The 17721-nt window shown below is 64.6% G+C and carries 20 protein-coding genes; 4 read left to right on the top strand and 16 right to left on the bottom strand.

Annotation, left to right across the window (positions count from 1 at the left end):
* Positions 1-2: 2 nt before the first annotated feature.
* Both E5222_RS15905 and pdxH read right to left on the bottom strand, forming a co-directional pair.
* Positions 3-947 (bottom strand): cation diffusion facilitator family transporter, encoded by a 945-nt coding sequence (locus tag E5222_RS15905; RefSeq protein WP_136694772.1) that lies wholly within the window; start codon positions 945-947, stop codon positions 3-5.
* Positions 944-1588 carry a pyridoxamine 5'-phosphate oxidase gene (pdxH, locus tag E5222_RS15900; protein ID WP_136694771.1) on the bottom strand — a complete coding sequence of 215 codons (645 nt, stop codon included), beginning with the start codon at positions 1586-1588 and terminating at the stop codon, positions 944-946. Before pdxH ends, E5222_RS15905 begins: the two co-directional genes overlap by 4 nt.
* A gap of 188 nt (positions 1589-1776) precedes the next feature.
* On the opposite strand from pdxH, the gene E5222_RS15895 reads away from it, so the two are divergent.
* The 4 genes from E5222_RS15895 (at position 1777) to E5222_RS15880 (ending at position 5024) form a co-directional block, all read left to right on the top strand.
* Positions 1777-2715, top strand: a complete 939-nt coding sequence (locus E5222_RS15895) for a DnaJ C-terminal domain-containing protein (protein ID WP_136694770.1) — start codon at positions 1777-1779, stop codon at positions 2713-2715.
* 52 nt (positions 2716-2767) lie between these two features.
* Positions 2768-3760: a YihY/virulence factor BrkB family protein gene (locus E5222_RS15890; RefSeq protein ID WP_136694769.1), complete on the top strand. Its 993-nt coding sequence runs from the start codon at positions 2768-2770 to the stop codon at positions 3758-3760.
* A complete protein-coding gene (fabI, locus tag E5222_RS15885; RefSeq protein WP_136694768.1) occupies positions 3757-4560 on the top strand; it encodes an enoyl-ACP reductase FabI in 804 nt (267 codons plus the stop codon). Before E5222_RS15890 ends, fabI begins: the two co-directional genes overlap by 4 nt.
* Positions 4561-4625: 65 nt before the next feature.
* Positions 4626-5024, top strand: coding sequence for a GFA family protein (locus tag E5222_RS15880; protein ID WP_136694767.1), 399 nt, complete (start codon positions 4626-4628; stop codon positions 5022-5024).
* Between the two features lie 3 nt (positions 5025-5027).
* Here the strand turns inward: E5222_RS15880 and E5222_RS15875 are convergent, their stop codons facing one another.
* From E5222_RS15875 to E5222_RS15810, 14 genes are all read right to left on the bottom strand, one after another.
* Entirely contained in the window at positions 5028-5399 is a 372-nt protein-coding gene (locus tag E5222_RS15875; protein ID WP_136694766.1) for a hypothetical protein, read from the bottom strand.
* An 11-nt stretch (positions 5400-5410) separates the two neighbouring features.
* Positions 5411-6721, bottom strand: a complete 1311-nt coding sequence (gene wecC, locus E5222_RS15870; protein WP_136694765.1) for a UDP-N-acetyl-D-mannosamine dehydrogenase — start codon at positions 6719-6721, stop codon at positions 5411-5413.
* A 147-nt stretch (positions 6722-6868) separates the two neighbouring features.
* Positions 6869-7750 carry an alpha/beta hydrolase gene (locus E5222_RS15865; RefSeq protein WP_136694764.1) on the bottom strand — a complete coding sequence of 294 codons (882 nt, stop codon included), beginning with the start codon at positions 7748-7750 and terminating at the stop codon, positions 6869-6871.
* A gap of 127 nt (positions 7751-7877) precedes the next feature.
* Positions 7878-9005 carry a non-hydrolyzing UDP-N-acetylglucosamine 2-epimerase gene (gene wecB, locus E5222_RS15860; protein ID WP_136694763.1) on the bottom strand — a complete coding sequence of 376 codons (1128 nt, stop codon included), beginning with the start codon at positions 9003-9005 and terminating at the stop codon, positions 7878-7880.
* A 55-nt stretch (positions 9006-9060) separates the two neighbouring features.
* Entirely contained in the window at positions 9061-9657 is a 597-nt protein-coding gene (locus E5222_RS15855; RefSeq protein WP_136694762.1) for a hypothetical protein, read from the bottom strand.
* A gap of 89 nt (positions 9658-9746) precedes the next feature.
* On the bottom strand, positions 9747-10280 hold the full coding sequence (locus E5222_RS15850; RefSeq protein ID WP_136694761.1) for a demethoxyubiquinone hydroxylase family protein: 534 nt from the start codon (positions 10278-10280) through the stop codon (positions 9747-9749).
* Positions 10277-10744: a disulfide bond formation protein B gene (locus tag E5222_RS15845; protein ID WP_136694760.1), complete on the bottom strand. Its 468-nt coding sequence runs from the start codon at positions 10742-10744 to the stop codon at positions 10277-10279. Before E5222_RS15845 ends, E5222_RS15850 begins: the two co-directional genes overlap by 4 nt.
* A 16-nt stretch (positions 10745-10760) precedes the next feature.
* The gene (locus E5222_RS15840; protein ID WP_136694759.1) at positions 10761-12116 is read right to left on the bottom strand and encodes a S41 family peptidase; all 1356 of its coding nucleotides are present in this window, start codon (positions 12114-12116) and stop codon (positions 10761-10763) included.
* Between the two features lie 113 nt (positions 12117-12229).
* Complete coding sequence (locus E5222_RS15835) at positions 12230-13438, bottom strand: murein hydrolase activator EnvC family protein (RefSeq protein WP_136694758.1); 1209 nt, start codon at positions 13436-13438, stop codon at positions 12230-12232.
* A gap of 5 nt (positions 13439-13443) precedes the next feature.
* Positions 13444-13866, bottom strand: coding sequence for a 23S rRNA (pseudouridine(1915)-N(3))-methyltransferase RlmH (locus tag E5222_RS15830; RefSeq protein ID WP_136694757.1), 423 nt, complete (start codon positions 13864-13866; stop codon positions 13444-13446).
* A gap of 250 nt (positions 13867-14116) precedes the next feature.
* Complete coding sequence (gene rsfS, locus E5222_RS15825) at positions 14117-14554, bottom strand: ribosome silencing factor (protein ID WP_211196176.1); 438 nt, start codon at positions 14552-14554, stop codon at positions 14117-14119.
* A gap of 62 nt (positions 14555-14616) precedes the next feature.
* Positions 14617-15276 (bottom strand): nicotinate-nucleotide adenylyltransferase, encoded by a 660-nt coding sequence (locus tag E5222_RS15820; RefSeq protein ID WP_136694755.1) that lies wholly within the window; start codon positions 15274-15276, stop codon positions 14617-14619.
* Entirely contained in the window at positions 15273-16325 is a 1053-nt protein-coding gene (locus tag E5222_RS15815) for an aldo/keto reductase (protein WP_136694754.1), read from the bottom strand. Before E5222_RS15815 ends, E5222_RS15820 begins: the two co-directional genes overlap by 4 nt.
* A gap of 24 nt (positions 16326-16349) precedes the next feature.
* Positions 16350-17624, bottom strand: a complete 1275-nt coding sequence (locus E5222_RS15810) for a glutamate-5-semialdehyde dehydrogenase (RefSeq protein WP_136694753.1) — start codon at positions 17622-17624, stop codon at positions 16350-16352.
* Positions 17625-17721: the final 97 nt, after the last annotated feature.

The following is a 17721-nucleotide window of genomic DNA, read 5'->3' as shown; positions in this document are numbered from 1 at the left end:
GGTCATTCCTTGTCCTCCAGCTTGCCGAATTCGTCTGCTTCGACCAGCGGGTTACCCGGCTCGTCCATATGGCCTTCGGGATCGATATGGATGAGGATCTCGGTGCCGGGGAAGGCCTCCATCAGGTCCGCCTCCACCCTCTCGATCACGTCATGCGCCTGGGCGATGGTCATGGTGGCGGGCAGGTCGACATGGAACTGGACGAAGTCGCGATTGCCCGCCATGCGGGTGCGCAGGTCGTGCATGCGGGAGAGTTCGGGATGGCGCGCGGCGCGCTCCACGAAAGCCCGGCGCTTCTCCTCCGGCCATTCGTGGTCCATCAGCTGCTCGATCCCCTCGCGCGAGGCGCGCCAGGCGCCATAGACCAGCCACAGCGCGATCAGCAGGCCGAAGACCGGGTCCGCCCAGCCGATCCCGGCATAGGAGTCCAGCGCCAGCGCCGCGATCACCGCCAGGTTGAGGAAGAGGTCCGACTGGTAGTGGACATGGTCGGCATGGATCGCGACCGAAGAGGTGCGCGCAATGACGTAGCGCTGCCAGCCGAGCAGCGCGAAAGTGGCGATGATGGCGACCAGCGACACGCCGATTCCCTCCGGCGCCGCCTCCACGCGCGTCCCCTCCAGCAGCTGGCTGAACGAGCGATAGGCGATGCCGCTGGCCGAGACGGTAATCAGCAGCACCTGGAACATCGCCGCCAGCGCTTCCGCCTTGCCATGGCCGAAGCGGTGGTTCTCATCCGCCGGACGCGCGGCGATCCACACGCCGATCAGCGTGGCAAGGCTGGCAATGAGGTCGAGCGCGCTGTCCGCCAGGCTGCCCAGCATGGCGACCGAGCCGGTCCTCCACGTCGCCCAGGTCTTGAGCGAGACGAGCAGCACCGCCACCGCAATGGAGGCGAAGGCCGCGCTCTTGGCCAGCCGCGCGCGCTGCTCTCCGGTTGCGATCATGGGTAGAGCAGGCTGCTGGTCCAGCCGCCATCGGCCGCGCGGTCGAACTGCCGGCGTTCGTGGAGGCGATTGGGCCGGTCCTGCCAAAACTCCATGCGCGCAGGGTCGAGGCGGAAGCCCGTCCAGTGCGGCGGGCGCGGGATGACATGGCCCTCATACTGCCCGGCCATGGTACCGACGCGGGCGAGATAGGTCTCGCGATCGGGCAGCGGACGCGACTGGTCGCTGGCGGCGGAGCCGATCTGGCTCTTGCGCGGGCGCGAGTGGAAGTAGGCATCCGCCTCTTCCGCCGTCACTTCGGCCAGCGGGCCTTCGATGCGGATCTGGCGGCGCAGGCTCTTCCAGTGGAACAGCAGCGCGGCCTGCGGATTGGCGAGCACTTCGCGGCCCTTGCGGCTCCCGGCATTGGTGTAGAACACGAAGCCGCGCTCATCATGGCCTTTCAGCAGCACCATGCGCACCGACGGCGCACCTTCAGGCGTTGCCGTGGCAAGCGCCATGGCATTGGGATCGTTCGGCTCGCTCGACTGCGCTTCGGCGAACCAGGCTTCGAACAGGGTGAAGGGGTCGATTTCGGGAATCGCGTTTTCGGCGTCGTTCACGGTGCTACTGCCCTGTTTGCCCCGGGGGATGGAACACATGGAACACTGTCCTGGTGCGAATTGTTCCACCGCCTGGAAAAGACGGTAAAACGACTGCGGAAAGGGCGCTCCATGCTCATGGGATGGGCCCTACCGCGCATGGCGCGCGTAGGAAAGGCGCATACGCAATTGCCGCCCAATGTCGCGAATCCTTGCCACATGCCATTGCATTACCTAGCTAACACACCATGAGTGACCCTTACAGCACACTGGGTGTATCCCGCAGCGCGACCGAGAAGGACATCAAGTCCGCCTATCGCAAGCTGGCGAAGGAACTGCATCCGGACCGCAACAAGGACAATCCGAAGGCGGCGGAGAAGTTCTCCGACGTCACCAAGGCCTATGACCTGCTGTCCGACAAGGACAAGCGGGGGCAGTTCGACCGCGGCGAGATCGATGCCGAGGGCAATCCGCGCATGCCCTTCGGCATGGGCGGTGGCGGCAATGGCGGCGGGCGCCAGTATTCATCGCGCGATTTCGAAGGTTTCGGCGGCGAGGAAGTGGACCTGTCCGACCTGTTCGAGGGCCTGTTCGGCCGCGGCGGCGCGCGTCCCTCTGCCGGGGCGGGCGGAGCGGGCTTCGGCCGTCGCTCCCCTCCCCCGCCACAGCGCGGCGCGAACATCAATTATCGCCTGAAAGTCCCCTTCGTCGATGCCGCCACGCTGAAGGCGCAGCGGATCACTTTGGGTGATGGCAAGACGATCGACCTGAAACTGCCCTCCGGCGTGGACGAGGGCACGCAGATGCGCCTCAAGGGCAAGGGCGAGCCCGGCCCCGGCGGCGCGGGCGATGCCACGGTGACCATCAACATCGATCCGCATCCCTTCTTCCAGCGCGATGGCGACGATGTGCGGCTGGAACTGCCGATCACGCTGGACGAGGCGGTGAACGGGGCAAAGGTCAAGGTCCCCACCGTCGATGGACCGGTGATGCTGACCGTCGCCGCCGGATCGGGTTCGGGCAAGGTCCTGCGCCTCAAGGGCAAGGGCTTTTCGAAAAAGGCCGGCGGGCGCGGGGACCAGCTGGTGGCGCTGGAAATCCAGTTGCCCGACGATCTGGAAGACCTCGCCTCCCGCCTCAAAGGCTGGAAGGACGAAAGCGATATTCGCGGGGCATTCGGCCTCTAACCGGCTAGCACGCGCTCGACATGACGCGACAGGCTGTTAGAGTCCCTCACCAATGGCTCCACCCGGCATGAACGAGGCTCCGCCGCCCGGAACACTGCGGACCGACCTTTCGCCGGAGGCGCGTCGGCGCCAGGGAATTGCCTATTACCGCAAGTATCTCGACCGCGACCGCGCGTGGGAAGTGGTCAAGCGCGTGGTCATCGGTTGCTATAATGACGGGCTGATCCATGCCGGCAACCTAGCCTATATGTCGATGCTGGCGATCTTCCCCTTCTTCATCACCGCTGCCGCGATCCTTGGCGCGGTAACCGACGACCAGGATCAGGCGGCGATCGTGGCAACCGTGCTGGCTGCCATGCCCCCCATCGTCGCCAATGTGATAGAGCCGGTGGCGATGAACGTCATCGATGCGCGCAGCGGATGGCTGTTATGGGTCGGCGCGCTGTTCGGCCTGTGGACGGTGGGCAGCCTGATCGAAACCATCCGCGACATATTGCGCCGCGCCTATGGGACGGAGGCGACGCGCGCCTTCTGGCAATATCGCCTGTTTTCAACCGGCATCATCATTGCTGCCGTGATGCTGCTGATCCTTTCGCTTTTCGCGCAGGTCGCCATCGGCACGGCCCAGCAGGTGATCGAGGCCTATTTCCCGCAATTCAACAGCTGGCTGAACGAGCTGTCGCTGTCGCGCATCATCCCCGGCATTGGCCTGTTCGGATCGCTCTACCTGCTCTTCTACACGCTCACTCCCGCGCGCTATCGCCGCAGCCGATATCCCAAATGGCCGGGCGCATTGCTGGTCACGGGCTGGTGGATCGGCGTCACCGTGGTGATGCCGCGCGTGCTGCGATTGATGTTTGCCTATGACCTTACCTACGGATCGCTCGCCGGGATCATGATCGCGCTTTTCTTTTTCTGGCTGGTAGGCTTAGGGATGGTGGCTGGTGCGGAACTCAACGCCGCGCTGGCCGAACCGGTCGATGCGGAAGCGGACGGTTCGGATCACAAAACTGATAAAGCGACGCAGCTGGAGGAAACATCATGACTTCGCTCATGAAGGGAAAGCGCGGCCTGATCATGGGGCTGGCCAATGACAAGTCACTGGCCTGGGGCATCGCCAAGAAGCTGCATGAGCATGGGGCGGAAATGGCCTTCTCCTATCCGGGTGAAGCCTTGGCCAAGCGCGTGGGGCCGCTGGCGGCGCAGGTGGGCAGCGATTTCCTGATCGAATGCGACGTGTCCGACATGGATGCGATGGACGCCGCCTTCGCGCAGATCGAAGAGCGCTGGGGCAAGCTCGATTTCCTCGTCCACGCCATCGGCTTTTCGGACAAGAACGAGCTGCGCGGGAAATATGTCGACACCAGCCTCGACAACTTCCTGAAGACGATGAACATCTCCGCCTATTCGCTGGTCGCCGCATCGAAGCGCGCGGCAAAGCTGATGACGGATGGCGGCAGCATCATCACGCTCACCTACTACGGCGCCGAGAAGGTCGTGCCGCATTACAACGTGATGGGCGTGGCCAAGGCGGCGCTGGAAACCAGCGTGCAATATCTCGCCAATGACCTTGGCCCGGACAATATCCGCGTCAACGCGATCAGCGCCGGGCCGATCAAGACGCTGGCCGCCAGCGGCATCGGCGATTTCCGCTACATCCTGAAGTGGAATGAGCTGAATTCACCCATGCGCCGGAACGTCACGATCGAGGATGTCGGCGGATCGGGCCTCTATTTCCTCTCCGACCTGTCGAGCGGCGTGACGGGCGAGGTGCACCATGTCGATGCCGGTTATCACGTGGTCGGCATGAAGCAGGAAGACGCGCCCGATATCGCGCTGGGATAGACGCGCTTCCAAGCCCCTCGTGTTCGTGATATGTTCCTCCCGTCGAGTCGGATAGGAGGCGTATCATGGTGACCGGTGGATGCCGCTGCGGGGCAATTCGTTACGAGGCTGGGGGCGATATCTCGCACCACGCGCTGTGCCATTGCAGCGATTGCCAGATGGGATCGGGCGCACCGATGGTGGCCTGGATCGCCTTCAAGAGCGACAAGTTCCGCGTCACCAAGGGCGAGACCGTCACCTATAACGGCACCGGCAAGTCGCTCCGGCAGTTTTGCGGCACCTGCGGGACGCCGCTGTTCTTCTTCAACGAGGATTTCCTGCCCGGCATCGTCGATATCCAGACGGTGACTCTCGACGATCCCGATGCCTTCGCACCGCAAGCCCATGTGCAAGTGGCCGAACGGCGCAAGTGGATGGAGACGGTGGGCGATCTGCCCGAATTCGAGCGGTTTCCGGGCGAGTGACCCTCACCACCAGTTGAGCCAGAGGTCCGAAAAGAACGCCAGCCACGCGGCAAAGGCGAGATAGAGCAGGCTGCGCGCAAAGGGATGCGGCGGCCGGGCAAGGTCGGGCCGCTTGGCCGGAAAGCTCAGCACCATGCTCTCGCCCAGCGCCGGCGTGGGCTGCGCGAAGGCGGTGGGGCCGGGCACCTGGAAGGAGCGTTCCGCATATTGGAAGGCGAAGATCGGCACGAAACCGTCCGAGCCGGAGTGATGATCGACCACTTTCGCCCGCGCATAGGCGGTGCCCTGCAACAGCCGCAGCGCATCGTTCCAGCCTACAGCGTAGAGGGCATAGAGCCCGGCCAGCAGCGCCGGGATGGCGATGAATTCGATCATGGCGTCGGGCCCTAGCCCGCCTTGCGCATGTCCTCAATCGCAGGTTCGGCAATGGCGCGAGGCTGGTCGGGCCAGATGCCGCGCGTATCATAGACCTGCTTGGCGGCGCGTTCGGCCAGCGGGACCGACTTGAAGATATCGTGATCGACCAGGACAACCATGACGTCACAATCTTCCAGCGCCGTATCGATGTCGATCAGCTGCGCGCCGGTATCGGTGAACTCGATCGGCAGCTTTGCGGCATAGGGCTCCACGATATGGATGCGGTCGCCGAACTTGCGGGCGAGCGTTGCCGCCACCAGCCGCGCGGGACTTTCGCGGAAGTCGTCGATATTGGCCTTGAAGGCGAGGCCAAGGCAGGCGACCTTTGCCTGCGGATGGGCCTCCACCAACGCATTGGCCTGCGCGATCACGTGGTGGATCTTGGCATCATTCACACCGCGCGCGGTGCGGATCAGCGGGGTCTGCTCGGGCGCGCCATTGACGATGAACCACGGGTCCACCGCAATGCAGTGCCCGCCCACACCCGGCCCCGGCGTCAATATGTTCACGCGCGGATGGCGATTGGCGAGGCGGATCACCTCCCACACATCCAGCCCCATGGCGTCGGATACGATCGACAGCTCATTGGCGAAGGCGATGTTGACGTCGCGATAGGCGTTCTCGACCAGCTTGGTCATTTCCGCGCTCGCCGCATCGGTGGTGACGCAGGTGCCGCGCACGAAGCGCTTGTAAAAGGCCAGCGCCTTTCGCGCGCAACGCGGGGTGATGCCGCCGATCGAGCGATCGTTATGCGTCAGCTCCTCAAGGATACGGCCGGGAAGCACGCGCTCTGGACAATAGGCGATGGCAACATCGGGCGTGCCGTGCGTCAGGCCCGGCATGGCAAGGTCGGGCCGCTCGGCCGCGATCATGTCGCGCATCTGCACCGTGGTGCCGACAGGCGAAGTGGATTCGAGGATGATCACGTCACCCTGCTTCAGCACGCGCGCGACATTCCTCGCCGCTTCGAGCACGTAGGAGATATCGGGCGTATGCTTGCCGTCCTTGGCGAAGGGCGTGGGCACGGCGATCACGAAAACATCGGCAGGCGCGACTTCGGTGGAGGCTTTCAGCAGCCCGCGCTGCACCACGCCCTGCACCAGCCCGTCCAGATCGACTTCCTCGATATGGATCTCGCCGCGATTGATCGTGTCGACCACGTCCTGCGAAACGTCCACGCCATGCACCTGCATGCCGCTACGCGCGATAATCGCGGCAGTAGGCAGGCCGATATAGCCGAGGCCGATGACCGATACGATGGGAAGCGTCTCGCCGCGCATGCAAAGCCTTTCGCGTGTGTTCACGCGGGAACTAGCGGCTGAGGGTAAATGAACGGGTAACGATGGCCTCGGTTGGGCTTGGATTGCGTCCGATGTCAGACTGTACGCTAACGATCCGATAGCAGGCCGATAAGGCCGGCATTTTCCTCAATCTGTCAAATCGGTGCTTTCTGTCTCGGCTTGGAGGAAGAGCATACGGAGCGCCGCACGATAGGCCGTTCCAAGATCGGCAGCATGTGTTCCGCCCTCGATATCGATAAATCTCGTATCCCATGGAAGATCGTCCCTCGCGGCGATTTGGTCGCGCCACTCAAGGGCCGTTCCTCGTAGATAGTCTCGATCTCGCGATCCTGACGCCACGATCACATACCCGCTTCGCACTTTTTCGGGAGGATCGCGATCCATGCCGAACAGCAACCGGGTATCTGGTTCCCTTCCAGGATTACTCGCGACGTGGCCCCAAAAGAGGTCTGGCTTGAGCCAAGCCGCCTGTAGCACTGCGCTACCCCCACGACTTTGACCAACGATGATACGACGCAAGGGATCGGTCCTGAACTCCCTGTCGATCGTCGGAAGCAGCTCATTCTCCAGCATTGAGAGGAACTGGGGTGCACCGCCCGGACTTCCGTCATCCATCACCATTCGAAAGTCGACGTGTCGCATGTTCACGCCGGGTTCGAACCCGCCATAGGCAATGCCAACGATGATAGCTTCGGGAATCTCGTCATCATAGTGCATGAACAAATGCAGCGGGGCGAGCAGAGGAAACGTAGAGTCGCCATCAAGCAGGTAGACCACCGGATATCGATAGTCGGAGTTCTCGTCATAGCCCTCCGGCAACCGCACATAGATGTGATAGTCCCGCCCAACTTCTTCCGAGGACAGCGCGAAGTAGTCACCACTCAGAGCGGGAAGATGAGCGATTGATCCTTCGCTCCTTCCGGCGTTTCGCGCATCCACCGGCGACGCGCCAAAAAGCGCCGTCGCGGCCGCAAAAAACGCGATTTTTGAGGCGAGGCGACTAATCATACTGCCGATTTAAACGACTCAACCAGTCGAAACCAGACATTCCCCTCCCCTTACCAATCACTGCCGTTGGAAGTTCCTCTGATTGAACCGGCTGCGGACGAACAAGATCGTGCGCGCCAGCTATCGCTCAGGAGTGCTCGCACAGTAGATCACAAATCCTCGCGGCGCTCTTGCCATCACCAAATGGATTATGCGCACGCGACATCTCGAGCCAGGCCTGCTGGTCGTCGAGTAGCCGGTTCGCTTCGGCAACGATCGTATCGGCATCGGTGCCGACCAGTTTCGCCGTCCCCGCTTCCACACCTTCGGGCCGCTCGGTCGTCTCGCGCATCACCAGCACGGGCTTGCCCAGCGCGGGTGCTTCTTCCTGCACGCCGCCGCTATCGGTGAGGATCAGGTGCGCGATCGAGAGCAGGCGGGCAAAGTGCGGGTAGTCGAGCGGTTCGATCATCGCCACGTCCTCGACGCCTGCCAGTTCCTGTTCCATCACCGCGCGGACATTGGGGTTGAGGTGGACGGGGAAGATCACCGCGACCTCGGGCCGCGCGGCCAGGCGGCGGATGGCAGCGGCAATCGCCTGCATGCCTTCACCGAAATTCTCGCGCCGATGCGTCGTGACGCCAATGATGCGCTTGCCGGCAAAGCGCTTCTCCAGCTCGGCCAATCCGCCGGCCAGCTCGGGCTGCGCCTCGATCCGGGCACTGATCCATTGCAATGCATCGATCACCGTATTGCCGGTGACATGCACGGTGCCGGGATCGGTATTCTCCGCCAGCAGCGCCTCGCGCGCGGTAACGGTCGGCGCGCAATGGAGCGCGGCGATGGAGCCGATGACCTTGCGGTTCACCTCTTCGGGCCAGGGATGGTAGATATTGCCGCTTCGCAACCCCGCCTCGACATGGGTGACAGGGATCTTGCGGTAATAGGCCGCCATCGCGCCCGCCATGGCGGTGGCGGTATCGCCCTGCACCACCACCCAATCGGGCTGTTCGCGATCCATAATCTCGCCCAGCCCCGTCAGCAGGCGCGCAGTCAGCGCATCCAGCGTCTGGTCGGGCTGCATCAGGTCGAGATCGTGATGCGGCACGATCTCGGCGATCTGCAGCACCTGGTCGAGCATGCCGCGATGCTGGCCGGAGACGCAGATGCGGCTATCGAAGCGGCCATCCGCCTCCAGCGCATGCAGCAGCGGGAACAGCTTGATCGCTTCGGGGCGCGTGCCGAAAATCGTCAGGATGCGCTTGGTGCCGGGCATGCCGCAGCCCATAGCCGTCCCTTCGTTAACTGTCGCCTACCCCGGAATCTCGGGATCAGAACGAATTCGGGTCCTGCGAAACGGCGTCGGCATCAACCCCTTCCACCTCGGGCAGCGGTTCTTCCTCGCCCGGCAGCGGGGCATCGCGCTCAGCCTCCAGCCGTTCGAGATAGGCGCGCTCCAGCTCCTCGACGCGGGCCTGCGTGCGCGCGGCTTCGCCTTCGATGGTTTCCAGACGCTCGCGGCGTGCTTCCTCGATCAATATGCTGTAGCGGCGTTCGGGCGCATTCTCGCGCTCTGCCACCGCTTCCTCGATCTCCTGGATCGAGCAGCCGAGCTCCGACCCGCCGCCGATATTGGTGCAGGAGCCGGGGCCGAAGCGGCCGACGGTTTCGAGGTCGCGTGCGCGATCGCTCCACGAACGGTTCGCGGGATCGTTGCTCTGGCGCAGCTCGCTGGGGATGCGATAGGGATCCTCGATCTCCTCGCACACGACGATGGTATCGTCATCCGGGCTGGTCGGGCACTCGCCTCCCTGGGGGATCTGCACCATCATGACCCGCTCATTATTCTCCTCCTGCGCGGCGGCAGGGGAGGCGGCCATGGCGGCGCCAATCATGGTGGAAGCGCAAAGCGCGTACAGGCGGTTCATCGTGTCGGATCCTCAATAATGTCGCTGCTTATAGGGCATTGCAGCGTGTGAACCATAACTGAAGCGGACGAGCCCGTAAGTGATCGGGATCAAATCTTTTCCGACAGGCGGATCGCCGCGCGGCAGCCCATCCGGATGGCAGCGTAGAGCAGCGGATAGGCAGGCGCCTTCTCTGCGCCCGCTGCGAATGCGGCATCGCGATGCTCGCGCTCATCCTCGCGGAAACGGTGGATCATGTCGGCGAGTTCCGGGTCGTCACCCGACTTCTCCAGCTCGTCCAGCTGGCGCGAGTAATGCTCGTCGATCTCGGTCTCGACCGCAGCGGTGCAGGCCATGGCGGCTTCCGGGCCGATCAGCGCTGTTCCCGCGCCCAGCGCAAAACCGGCAACGTGCCAGAACGGCTGCAGGGCGGTGGGGCGGACACCGCGTTCCGCCATCAGGGCATCGAATTCGGCCCGATGACCCTCTTCCTGTTCGGCCATGGCGCGGATTTCCGCAGAGTGCGGGCCGCGATCCCCCATGACCGCCAATTGCCCGGCATAGATGCGCGTGGCGCCGAATTCGCCCGCCTGGTCCACGCGGATCATCTCGGAACGGTCGATGGCAGTGTCCGCCTTGCTCATGCCTTATCCTTCCTTGCCAGCAGCACCCATATGGTGACGGCGGCGGCAATGGAAATGATTGCGTTGAACCCGGCAAGCGAAATGCCCGCCATGGACCACGGCGCCTGGTCGCAGCGGACCACGGGCTGATCGAAAATCGCCTCCAGCGGGTCCACGCCCGCAGCAGCCGGCAGGGCGCAGCCGGTTACGCCTTCCCAGAAACCGTATTCGACGCCGGCATGGAAGAAGCCGATCAGGCCAGAGGTCAGGATGCCGCCCGCCGCAATCGCAACCCAGATGCGCTTCGGCGGGGTGAAGAGCGAAAGCGCCGCAAAGCCGATTGCAGCAAAATGCGGCCATCGCTGCCACCAGCACATCTCGCAAGGGAACAGGCCGAAGACATATTGCGAGATATAGGCCCCGGCGAGCAGGGCCGCGGGAACGATCAGCGCAAGGCTTTGCGCCAGCTTGTCGGATGCGGACATGCCCCTCCCCGCAATATCAGTTGCGGCGGCCGGACGTAGCGCGCGCGGCCATGGTCACGCCGGTGGTACGGCGCAGCGTGTCGAGCGCATATTGCAACTGGAAATCCTCGATCCCCTGCTCCTCCAGCTCGGCAGCGGTGAGCAGGAAGCGCGGATCATCGACCTGGTCACGCTCCAGCGACTCGTCTTTGGCATCAATCTCATTGACCAGATGCCCGCGCAAATCGCTTTCACGCAGGGCATAACGCTGGCGCCGCTCGGCATCGGGATCGCTGAGCTGCGGCACGCGGATATCGGGCTCGATCCCGCCTTCCTGCACGCTGCGGCCCGAAGGCGTGTAATAGCGCGCGGTGGTGAGCTTCAGCGCCGTGTCGCGCGTCAGCGGCAGCAGCGTCTGCACGCTGCCCTTGCCGAAGCTGCGCTCACCCATCACGATCGCGCGGTGGTGATCCTGCAGCGCGCCGGCGACGATTTCGCTGGCCGAGGCAGAACCCTCGTCGATCAGCACGATGATCGGCAGGCCGTCGGCCACGTCGCCGCGATAGACCGTTTCCGCCTCGTAATAGATCGTGTCGCGGCGCGTACGGCCGCGCTGGGAGACGATCTGGCCTTCATCAAGGAACAGGTCGGACAAAGCGACCGCTTCATCGAGCGAACCGCCCGGATTACGGCGCAGGTCGAGCACCAGGCCATTGAGCGGCCCCGTTGCCTGCAGGCGCAGATCGGCCACGGCCTCATTGACATCGGAGCCCACGTCGCGGCTGAATTCATTGACGCTGATATGGCCGATATTGCCGTCCATCAGCGACCAGGTCACCGGCTCCAGCTCGATCACGCCGCGTTCGACGGTCAGCTCCAGCCGCTCGTCCCGGCCGGGACGCAGGATGGTGATGTTGATCGAGGTGCCGGCGGGGCCGCGCATCTGCGCCACCGCATCGTTGATTTCCATGCCGTAGATCAGCTCGCCATTGATGTGCGAGATATAGTCGCCAGCCTTGATACCCGCCTTGTCCGCCGGACTACCGCGGAAGGGGGAGACGACCTTGACCAGCCCGTCTTCCATCTGGATCGAGATGCCGAGGCCCTGATAATTGCCGTCGATCATCGTCTCCAGCCGCTCGAACGCCTGCCCATCGATATAGGAGCTATGCGGGTCGAGCGAGGCGAGCATCCCGTCGATGGCGCCGCGGATCAGCGTCTCGTCATCCACCGGCTCGACATAGCTGGCCTTGATCCGCTGGTAGGTGGCGAAAAGCTTGGCGAATTCCGGCGAAGCGCGCCCTTCCACCTGCGCGAAACCGGCAGTGGTGGCCGGCAGCAGCGCAACGGCGGTGCACAGGGCAGCAGCGCGAAGGGCGGGAGCGATTTTCATGAGTCGAGTTATCCTGTCAGGTCCCAGTGGCCTTGTATCGCAGCACCGGCCTTAACGCCAGATGAGGATCATGCGCGCTTTCGCAAGGGTGCGCGGGCTGCGGCAAGTGCCTGTCAGCGCATGAGTTCAAGGGGGTTCACCGGTTCGCCTTGCCGCCGCAGTTCCACGCTGATCGTGGGACGTCCCGGCCCGGCAACGCCGATGGGCGCGCCGCCCACCAGCTGCTCGCCCACCCGCACGTCGCTGCGGGCAAGTCCGGTGACCAGGCTGGTCCAGCCGCCAACATGTTCGATAATCACGATCTGGCCGAAGCCGCGATAGGGGCCGGCAAAGCCTACGCGCCCTTCGGCCGGCGCGACAACCTGCGCATTGGCGAGCGGGGCGAGCGTAATGCCCTGGCTCAGCCCGCTGCCCGCAGGCGCGCCGAAGCCGGTCACGGTGCGCCCGGCTACGGGAAGGATATAGGGTCTGGGGGAGCTCTGCTCGCTGCTCGCCGAAGGCAGCGGCACCGGCTCGCGCGCGGCACTGACTGCCCGCCCGCTTCCGGGGCGCATGGTCGGCCCGGGCAAGGCGGCCAGCTTGCCGCGCAACTCCGCCGCACGGTCGAGTTCGCCCACCAGCGCATCAAGGTCGCGCGCTTCTTCGGCAAGCGCCAGCGCCCGCTCCGCCTCGCGGCTGGCGATGCTCCCCGCCTGCCGTGCAGCGAGCCGCTGGCGGGTCTCGATATTGGCAAGCTCGGTGCGCCGTTCGTCCAGCGCGGCTTCCTCGTTGCGCAGGGCTTGGGCGGCCTCCTCCGCCTCGGCCCGCAACTGCCGCGAGCGGGAAATGCGCGAGCGCAGGCTGGTAGTGCGCGCCGCGACCTGTGGCACTGTATTGGACATGACGGCTCGCAGATATACGAGTTCGCGCACATCGCCGGGCCGTAGCAACGAAAGCGCCACCGGACGGCGGGAGAATTGCTGGAGTGCGGCGGTGAGGCGCACGATCGGGCGCTGTTCGCGGCCCAGTTCCTCGCGCAGCTGTGCGTATTCCCGTTCGATCAGGGCGGTGCGCGCCTCGGCGGCGGCAATGCCCGCTTCGGCCTGCTGGATGCGCGCTGCGAGCGCCGCGACCTGCCGCGCAGTACGCTTGACAGCATCCTGCGTTTCCTGCGCCTCTTGCTCCAGCCGCTCGCTGCGTGCCTCTGCCGCCGTCCGTTCGGCCAGCGCCTGCTCCAGTGCCATGCGTGTCTCGCCCGCATCGTCATAAACCGGCGCGCGCTGCGCCAGCGCCGCTGCGCCGAGCAGGCCGATGGCCGAGAGGATGAGGAGGAGGCGCGTCATTTCCGCTATCCTGACCGGTGATAGGGGTGGCCGGCAAGGATCGATGTCGCGCGGAAGAGCTGCTCCATCAACATGGCGCGCACGAGGAGGTGCGGCCAGGTCGCCTTGCCAAAGGCGATGAGCAGGTCGGCCTCGTCGCGCTCCTCCTGCGAATGGCCATCGGCAGCACCAATCACGAAACGGCATTCACGCATGCCGCCATCGCGCCATTTCTCAAGGATGTCAGCGAGTTGTTCGGAGGAAAGGTCCTTGCCCTTTTCATCCAGCAGCACGGTGCGATAGGGCGTTTGCGGATCGGGAATGCGCCCACCGGTCTCCGGCAGCTCGGTCAGCTTGAGCGGCCAGGTAATGCGCTTTTCATAGCGCGCGACCAGCTCCGCCTCCGGGGAGCGGGCGATCTTGCCGCGCGAGATAACGTGGAGGAGCATTCTCTTGTTTTGCCTCAAGCGCCGGCGGGACCATCCGGCCCCTTGGGCTTTCCTCGCGCCTGCGGCGCTGCGGGCGGCCCGTTCGGTCCTATGACTGCCGTGACCAAGAGGAAAAAACAATGCTCTCGAAAGAGAATTGCCAATGTTCGGCGCGAGCCGAACCAGCGGGCGAATGCCCGCCCGCAGACGCCCCGAAGCGGAGCGTAGGGAATAGCGCCGAGGACGAAGGCGCGGATGCGCCTTCGCTATATCAGGCTGTTCCCGCAGCCGCTTTCGCGCCATCCTCGCCGAAGCCCCACATCCGTTCGAGGTTGTAGAAGCTGCGCACTTCGGGGCGGAAGAGGTGGACGACGACGTCGCCTGCATCGATCAGCACCCAGTCAGCGGCCGGCAGGCCTTCGACGCGGGGCGAGCCGAAGCCTGCCTTCTTGACCACTTCGGCCAGCTTGGTGGCGATCGAGGCCACCTGGCGGGTCGAACGGCCCGAGGCGACGATCATGTGATCGGCGATCGAGCTCTTGCCTTCGAGGGGGATCGAAATCACGTCCTGCGCCTGGTCGTCGTCAAGCTGCTGGAGGACCAGCGCGTGCAGCGATCCGGGTTCTGCGTGAATGGTTTCAGGATTGTCAGTCATGGAAATGATGGTTGCGGTGCCGGTGGTTGCCGGAATGGCTTGCGCCTGTGTCATCGCGACGTGTCATGCTCCTGATAAAGCGAAAGGATCGGATAATCGCATGGGCTCGGGCCGCCTCATGCGGTCCGTCCCCTTGCCATATCGTGAATGAGGGAATGCGTCACTTCGTCCCTGGCAGCGGTGCCGCCGTAACGGGCCGCCCATTGGGGATCCGCTGTCCTGATGGCCGTAGCCGATCGCGGATCGGGATCGAAACGCAGTTCAATCAGCGCCGGTGCGCTCCATTCGCGCCGGTTTCGAAATCCGGCTGCGGACAACCGGTAACGCCGCAACCAGGCCATCGCGGGGCTCGCGAGGGCAGCACTCTCATAGCCGGGCCGGGCAATGACCGCAATCGGCATTTCACGCGCAATCTGCCGCCAGTTCCGCCACTTGTGGAATTGCGCGAGGTTGTCCGACCCCATCAGCCAGACGAATTTCCGCTTGGGGTAGCGGCGCTTCAGGGCGCGCAGAGTGTCGATGGTGTAGCGCGTGCCCAGCTCGCGCTCCATGGCGGTGGCGCGGATCGGGGCATTGCGGCTCATCGCCCGTGCCGAGCGGTACCGGGCGGCGAGCGGTGCCATGCCTTTTGTGGGCTTCAAAGGGTTGCCGGGGGAGACCAGCCACCATGCCTCATCCAGCCCCAGCGCACGGATGGCGAACAGGGTGATGCGGCGATGGCCGCCATGGGCGGGATTGAAACTTCCGCCCAGCAATCCGGTGACCGTGCCCCTCACTTGGCCGGGCGGCGCGGGCTGACGCGGAAGCCATGGCGATGGTTCTGCGCCTTGATCGCCCAGGCGGGATATTCGTCGTCGAGCTTGCCGACCTCGTCCAGCACGGCGAGTTCCTCGCTCGTCAGCTCGATATCGCTGGCGGCAAGGTTCTGTTCCAGCTGGTCCGCCCGCTTCGCCCCCACGATCACGCTGGAAACGACCGGCTGGTGCAGCAGCCAGGCGAGCGCGATGGCGGCAACCGAAACGCCGCGCGCCTCTGCCATCGGGCGCATCGCTTCCACCGCTGCGGCGGCCATGGGCTTGTCTGCGCGCGGGAAGTCGAGCTTGGCGCGGCGACCGTCGCCCGAGACTTCGCCATCCTCTCCGAAATCATATTTGCCGGAGAGGAGCCCACCGATCAGCGGGCTCCAGACCATCAGGCCCAGCCCTTCGCTTTCCATCATCGACACGATCTCGCGCTCCAGCTCGCGACCGGAGACGGCGTAGAAGGCCTGGTTGGAGACGAACTTGTCCCAGCCGCGCCGCTCGCCAATGCCCAGCGCTTTGGCGATTTGCCATGCTGCCCAGTTGGAAACGCCAATATAACGCGCGCGGCCCGAGCGGACGATGTCCTCCATCGCGCGCAGCCCTTCTTCCATCGGGGCGACAGGGTCCCAACCGTGGATCTGGTAGAGATCGACATGGTCGAGACCGAGCCTCTCAAGGCTGGTGTCGATCTGCTGGAGCAGGTGGTAGCGGCCATAACCGCTGTCGTTTGGCCCCTCGCCCATCGGACCCATGCCCTTGGTCGCGATCACGATCTTGTCACGCGCAATGCCGAGATCCTTCAGCGCCTGGCCGACGAATTCCTCGCTCTGCCCGGCGGAATAGACATTGGCGGTGTCGATGAAATTGACGCCCGCATCCACCGCCTGCCTGATCAGCGCGGTAGAGCCGGCCTGGTCGAGATCATGCTGGAAGAAGGCGCTGGGCGTATTGCCGAAGGTCATCGCCCCCAAACACAATTCCGAGACCACCAGCCCCGACTTTCCGAGCGTATTGTAGCGCATCCTTCTCCCCCTTTGCCTGTCAGCTCAGGGGCGAGCCTGCCCCGTGCCGAGCACCTGCCACTTGTAAGTGGTGAGGCCTTCCAGCGCCACAGGTCCGCGCGCATGCAGGCGGCCCGTGGCAATGCCGATTTCCGCGCCCAGCCCGAATTCGCCGCCATCGGCGAACTGGGTGGAGGCATTGTGCATCACGATCGCGCTGTCGACTTCGGCAAGGAAGCGCTCCGCAGCCGTATCGTCCGACGTCACGATGGCATCGGTATGGCCGGAGGAATGGCGTGCGATGTGATCGAGCGCCGCGTCCATCCCGTCGACCACCGCGACAGAGGCGATGGCATCGAGATATTCGGTGTCCCAGTCATTCGCACTGGCAGGCCTCACGCGCGCATCGATCGCCTGCGCCCGCGCATCGCCGCGCAATTCGCAGCCTGCATCGAGCAGCGCGCCCACCACCTTGCCCGAAGCGGGGAAATTGGCGTCGAGCAGCAGCGTTTCCAGCGATCCGCAAATGCCGGTTCGGCGCATCTTGGCGTTGACCGCGATCTCTTCCGCCATCGCGGGATCCGCAGCGGCGTGGATGTAAGTGTGGCAGATGCCGTCGAGATGGGCGAGCACGGGGACGCGCGCATCCTTCTGCACGCGCTCCACCAGTCCCTTGCCCCCGCGGGGCACGATCATGTCGATCAGGCCGGCGGCGCGCAGCATGGCGCCCACCGCCTCGCGATCCTGCGTGGGCATCAGCTGGATGGCGGCTTCGGGCACGCCTTCCTTGGCAAGACCTGCCACCAGCGCGGTCATGATCGCACGGTTGGAATGCACCGCCTCACTCCCGCCACGCAACAGCGCCGCATTGCCCGAACGCAGGCACAGCGCAGCGGCATCGGCGGTGACGTTGGGACGGCTTTCATAGATGATGCCGATCAGCCCGATGGGAATCCGGCGGCGGACCAGTTCCAGCCCGCTGGGCGCGGTGCTGCGGTCGATCACCTGTCCGACCGGATCGGGCAGGCCCGCGACATTCTCAATCGCGGCGGCAATGCCTTCGAGCCGCTCCTCGTCCAGCCGCAGCCGGTCGAGCATGGCGCCGGACAAGCCATTGGCCTGGCCCGCAGCGATATCCTTGGCATTGGCTTCCAGGATCGGCGCGGCACTCGCGCGCAGAGATGCAGCAGCAGAGCGCAGGGCGCGCGCCTTGTCCGCATCGCTCATCCGCGCAAGCGTGCGTTGTGCCTTGCGGCCCGCGCGGGCCAGATCACCGACCAGCGTGTCGGCATCGTCATGCATGGGAAGTACCTGTGCCATGGCCGCGCCCCTACCATTGGCGAGCCCGCTTGTCAGCGCAATTTGCCAATGGCCGCGCAGGGCCGAATCGTTTCACCTGAAATCGCACGGATTCGCA

This window comes from Alteraurantiacibacter aquimixticola (genome assembly GCF_004965515.1).
GTDB lineage: Bacteria > Pseudomonadota > Alphaproteobacteria > Sphingomonadales > Sphingomonadaceae > Alteraurantiacibacter > Alteraurantiacibacter aquimixticola.
This window is presented reverse-complemented; position numbering and strand designations above follow the sequence as displayed.

What these genes read in the sequence shown, in the direction of transcription:
- E5222_RS15815 (WP_136694754.1), bottom strand. Translation starts at nt 16,325, where the DNA reads ATGCGCTACAATACGCTCGGAAAGTCGGGGCTGGTGGTCTCGGAATTG.
- E5222_RS15875 (WP_136694766.1), bottom strand. Translation starts at nt 5,399, where the DNA reads ATGATCGAATTCATCGCCATCCCGGCGCTGCTGGCCGGGCTCTATGCC.
- pdxH (WP_136694771.1), bottom strand. Translation starts at nt 1,588, where the DNA reads ATGTGTTCCATCCCCCGGGGCAAACAGGGCAGTAGCACCGTGAACGAC.
- E5222_RS15835 (WP_136694758.1), bottom strand. Translation starts at nt 13,438, where the DNA reads ATGACGCGCCTCCTCCTCATCCTCTCGGCCATCGGCCTGCTCGGCGCA.
- wecB (WP_136694763.1), bottom strand. Translation starts at nt 9,005, where the DNA reads ATGCCCGGCACCAAGCGCATCCTGACGATTTTCGGCACGCGCCCCGAA.
- E5222_RS15850 (WP_136694761.1), bottom strand. Translation starts at nt 10,280, where the DNA reads ATGAGCAAGGCGGACACTGCCATCGACCGTTCCGAGATGATCCGCGTG.
- E5222_RS15880 (WP_136694767.1), top strand. Translation starts at nt 4,626, where the DNA reads ATGGTGACCGGTGGATGCCGCTGCGGGGCAATTCGTTACGAGGCTGGG.
- E5222_RS15855 (WP_136694762.1), bottom strand. Translation starts at nt 9,657, where the DNA reads ATGAACCGCCTGTACGCGCTTTGCGCTTCCACCATGATTGGCGCCGCC.
- E5222_RS15895 (WP_136694770.1), top strand. Translation starts at nt 1,777, where the DNA reads ATGAGTGACCCTTACAGCACACTGGGTGTATCCCGCAGCGCGACCGAG.
- E5222_RS15845 (WP_136694760.1), bottom strand. Translation starts at nt 10,744, where the DNA reads ATGTCCGCATCCGACAAGCTGGCGCAAAGCCTTGCGCTGATCGTTCCC.
- fabI (WP_136694768.1), top strand. Translation starts at nt 3,757, where the DNA reads ATGACTTCGCTCATGAAGGGAAAGCGCGGCCTGATCATGGGGCTGGCC.
- E5222_RS15810 (WP_136694753.1), bottom strand. Translation starts at nt 17,624, where the DNA reads ATGGCACAGGTACTTCCCATGCATGACGATGCCGACACGCTGGTCGGT.
- E5222_RS15840 (WP_136694759.1), bottom strand. Translation starts at nt 12,116, where the DNA reads ATGAAAATCGCTCCCGCCCTTCGCGCTGCTGCCCTGTGCACCGCCGTT.
- E5222_RS15830 (WP_136694757.1), bottom strand. Translation starts at nt 13,866, where the DNA reads ATGCTCCTCCACGTTATCTCGCGCGGCAAGATCGCCCGCTCCCCGGAG.
- E5222_RS15865 (WP_136694764.1), bottom strand. Translation starts at nt 7,750, where the DNA reads ATGATTAGTCGCCTCGCCTCAAAAATCGCGTTTTTTGCGGCCGCGACG.
- E5222_RS15905 (WP_136694772.1), bottom strand. Translation starts at nt 947, where the DNA reads ATGATCGCAACCGGAGAGCAGCGCGCGCGGCTGGCCAAGAGCGCGGCC.
- rsfS (WP_211196176.1), bottom strand. Translation starts at nt 14,554, where the DNA reads ATGACACAGGCGCAAGCCATTCCGGCAACCACCGGCACCGCAACCATC.
- wecC (WP_136694765.1), bottom strand. Translation starts at nt 6,721, where the DNA reads ATGCGCGGCGAGACGCTTCCCATCGTATCGGTCATCGGCCTCGGCTAT.
- E5222_RS15890 (WP_136694769.1), top strand. Translation starts at nt 2,768, where the DNA reads ATGGCTCCACCCGGCATGAACGAGGCTCCGCCGCCCGGAACACTGCGG.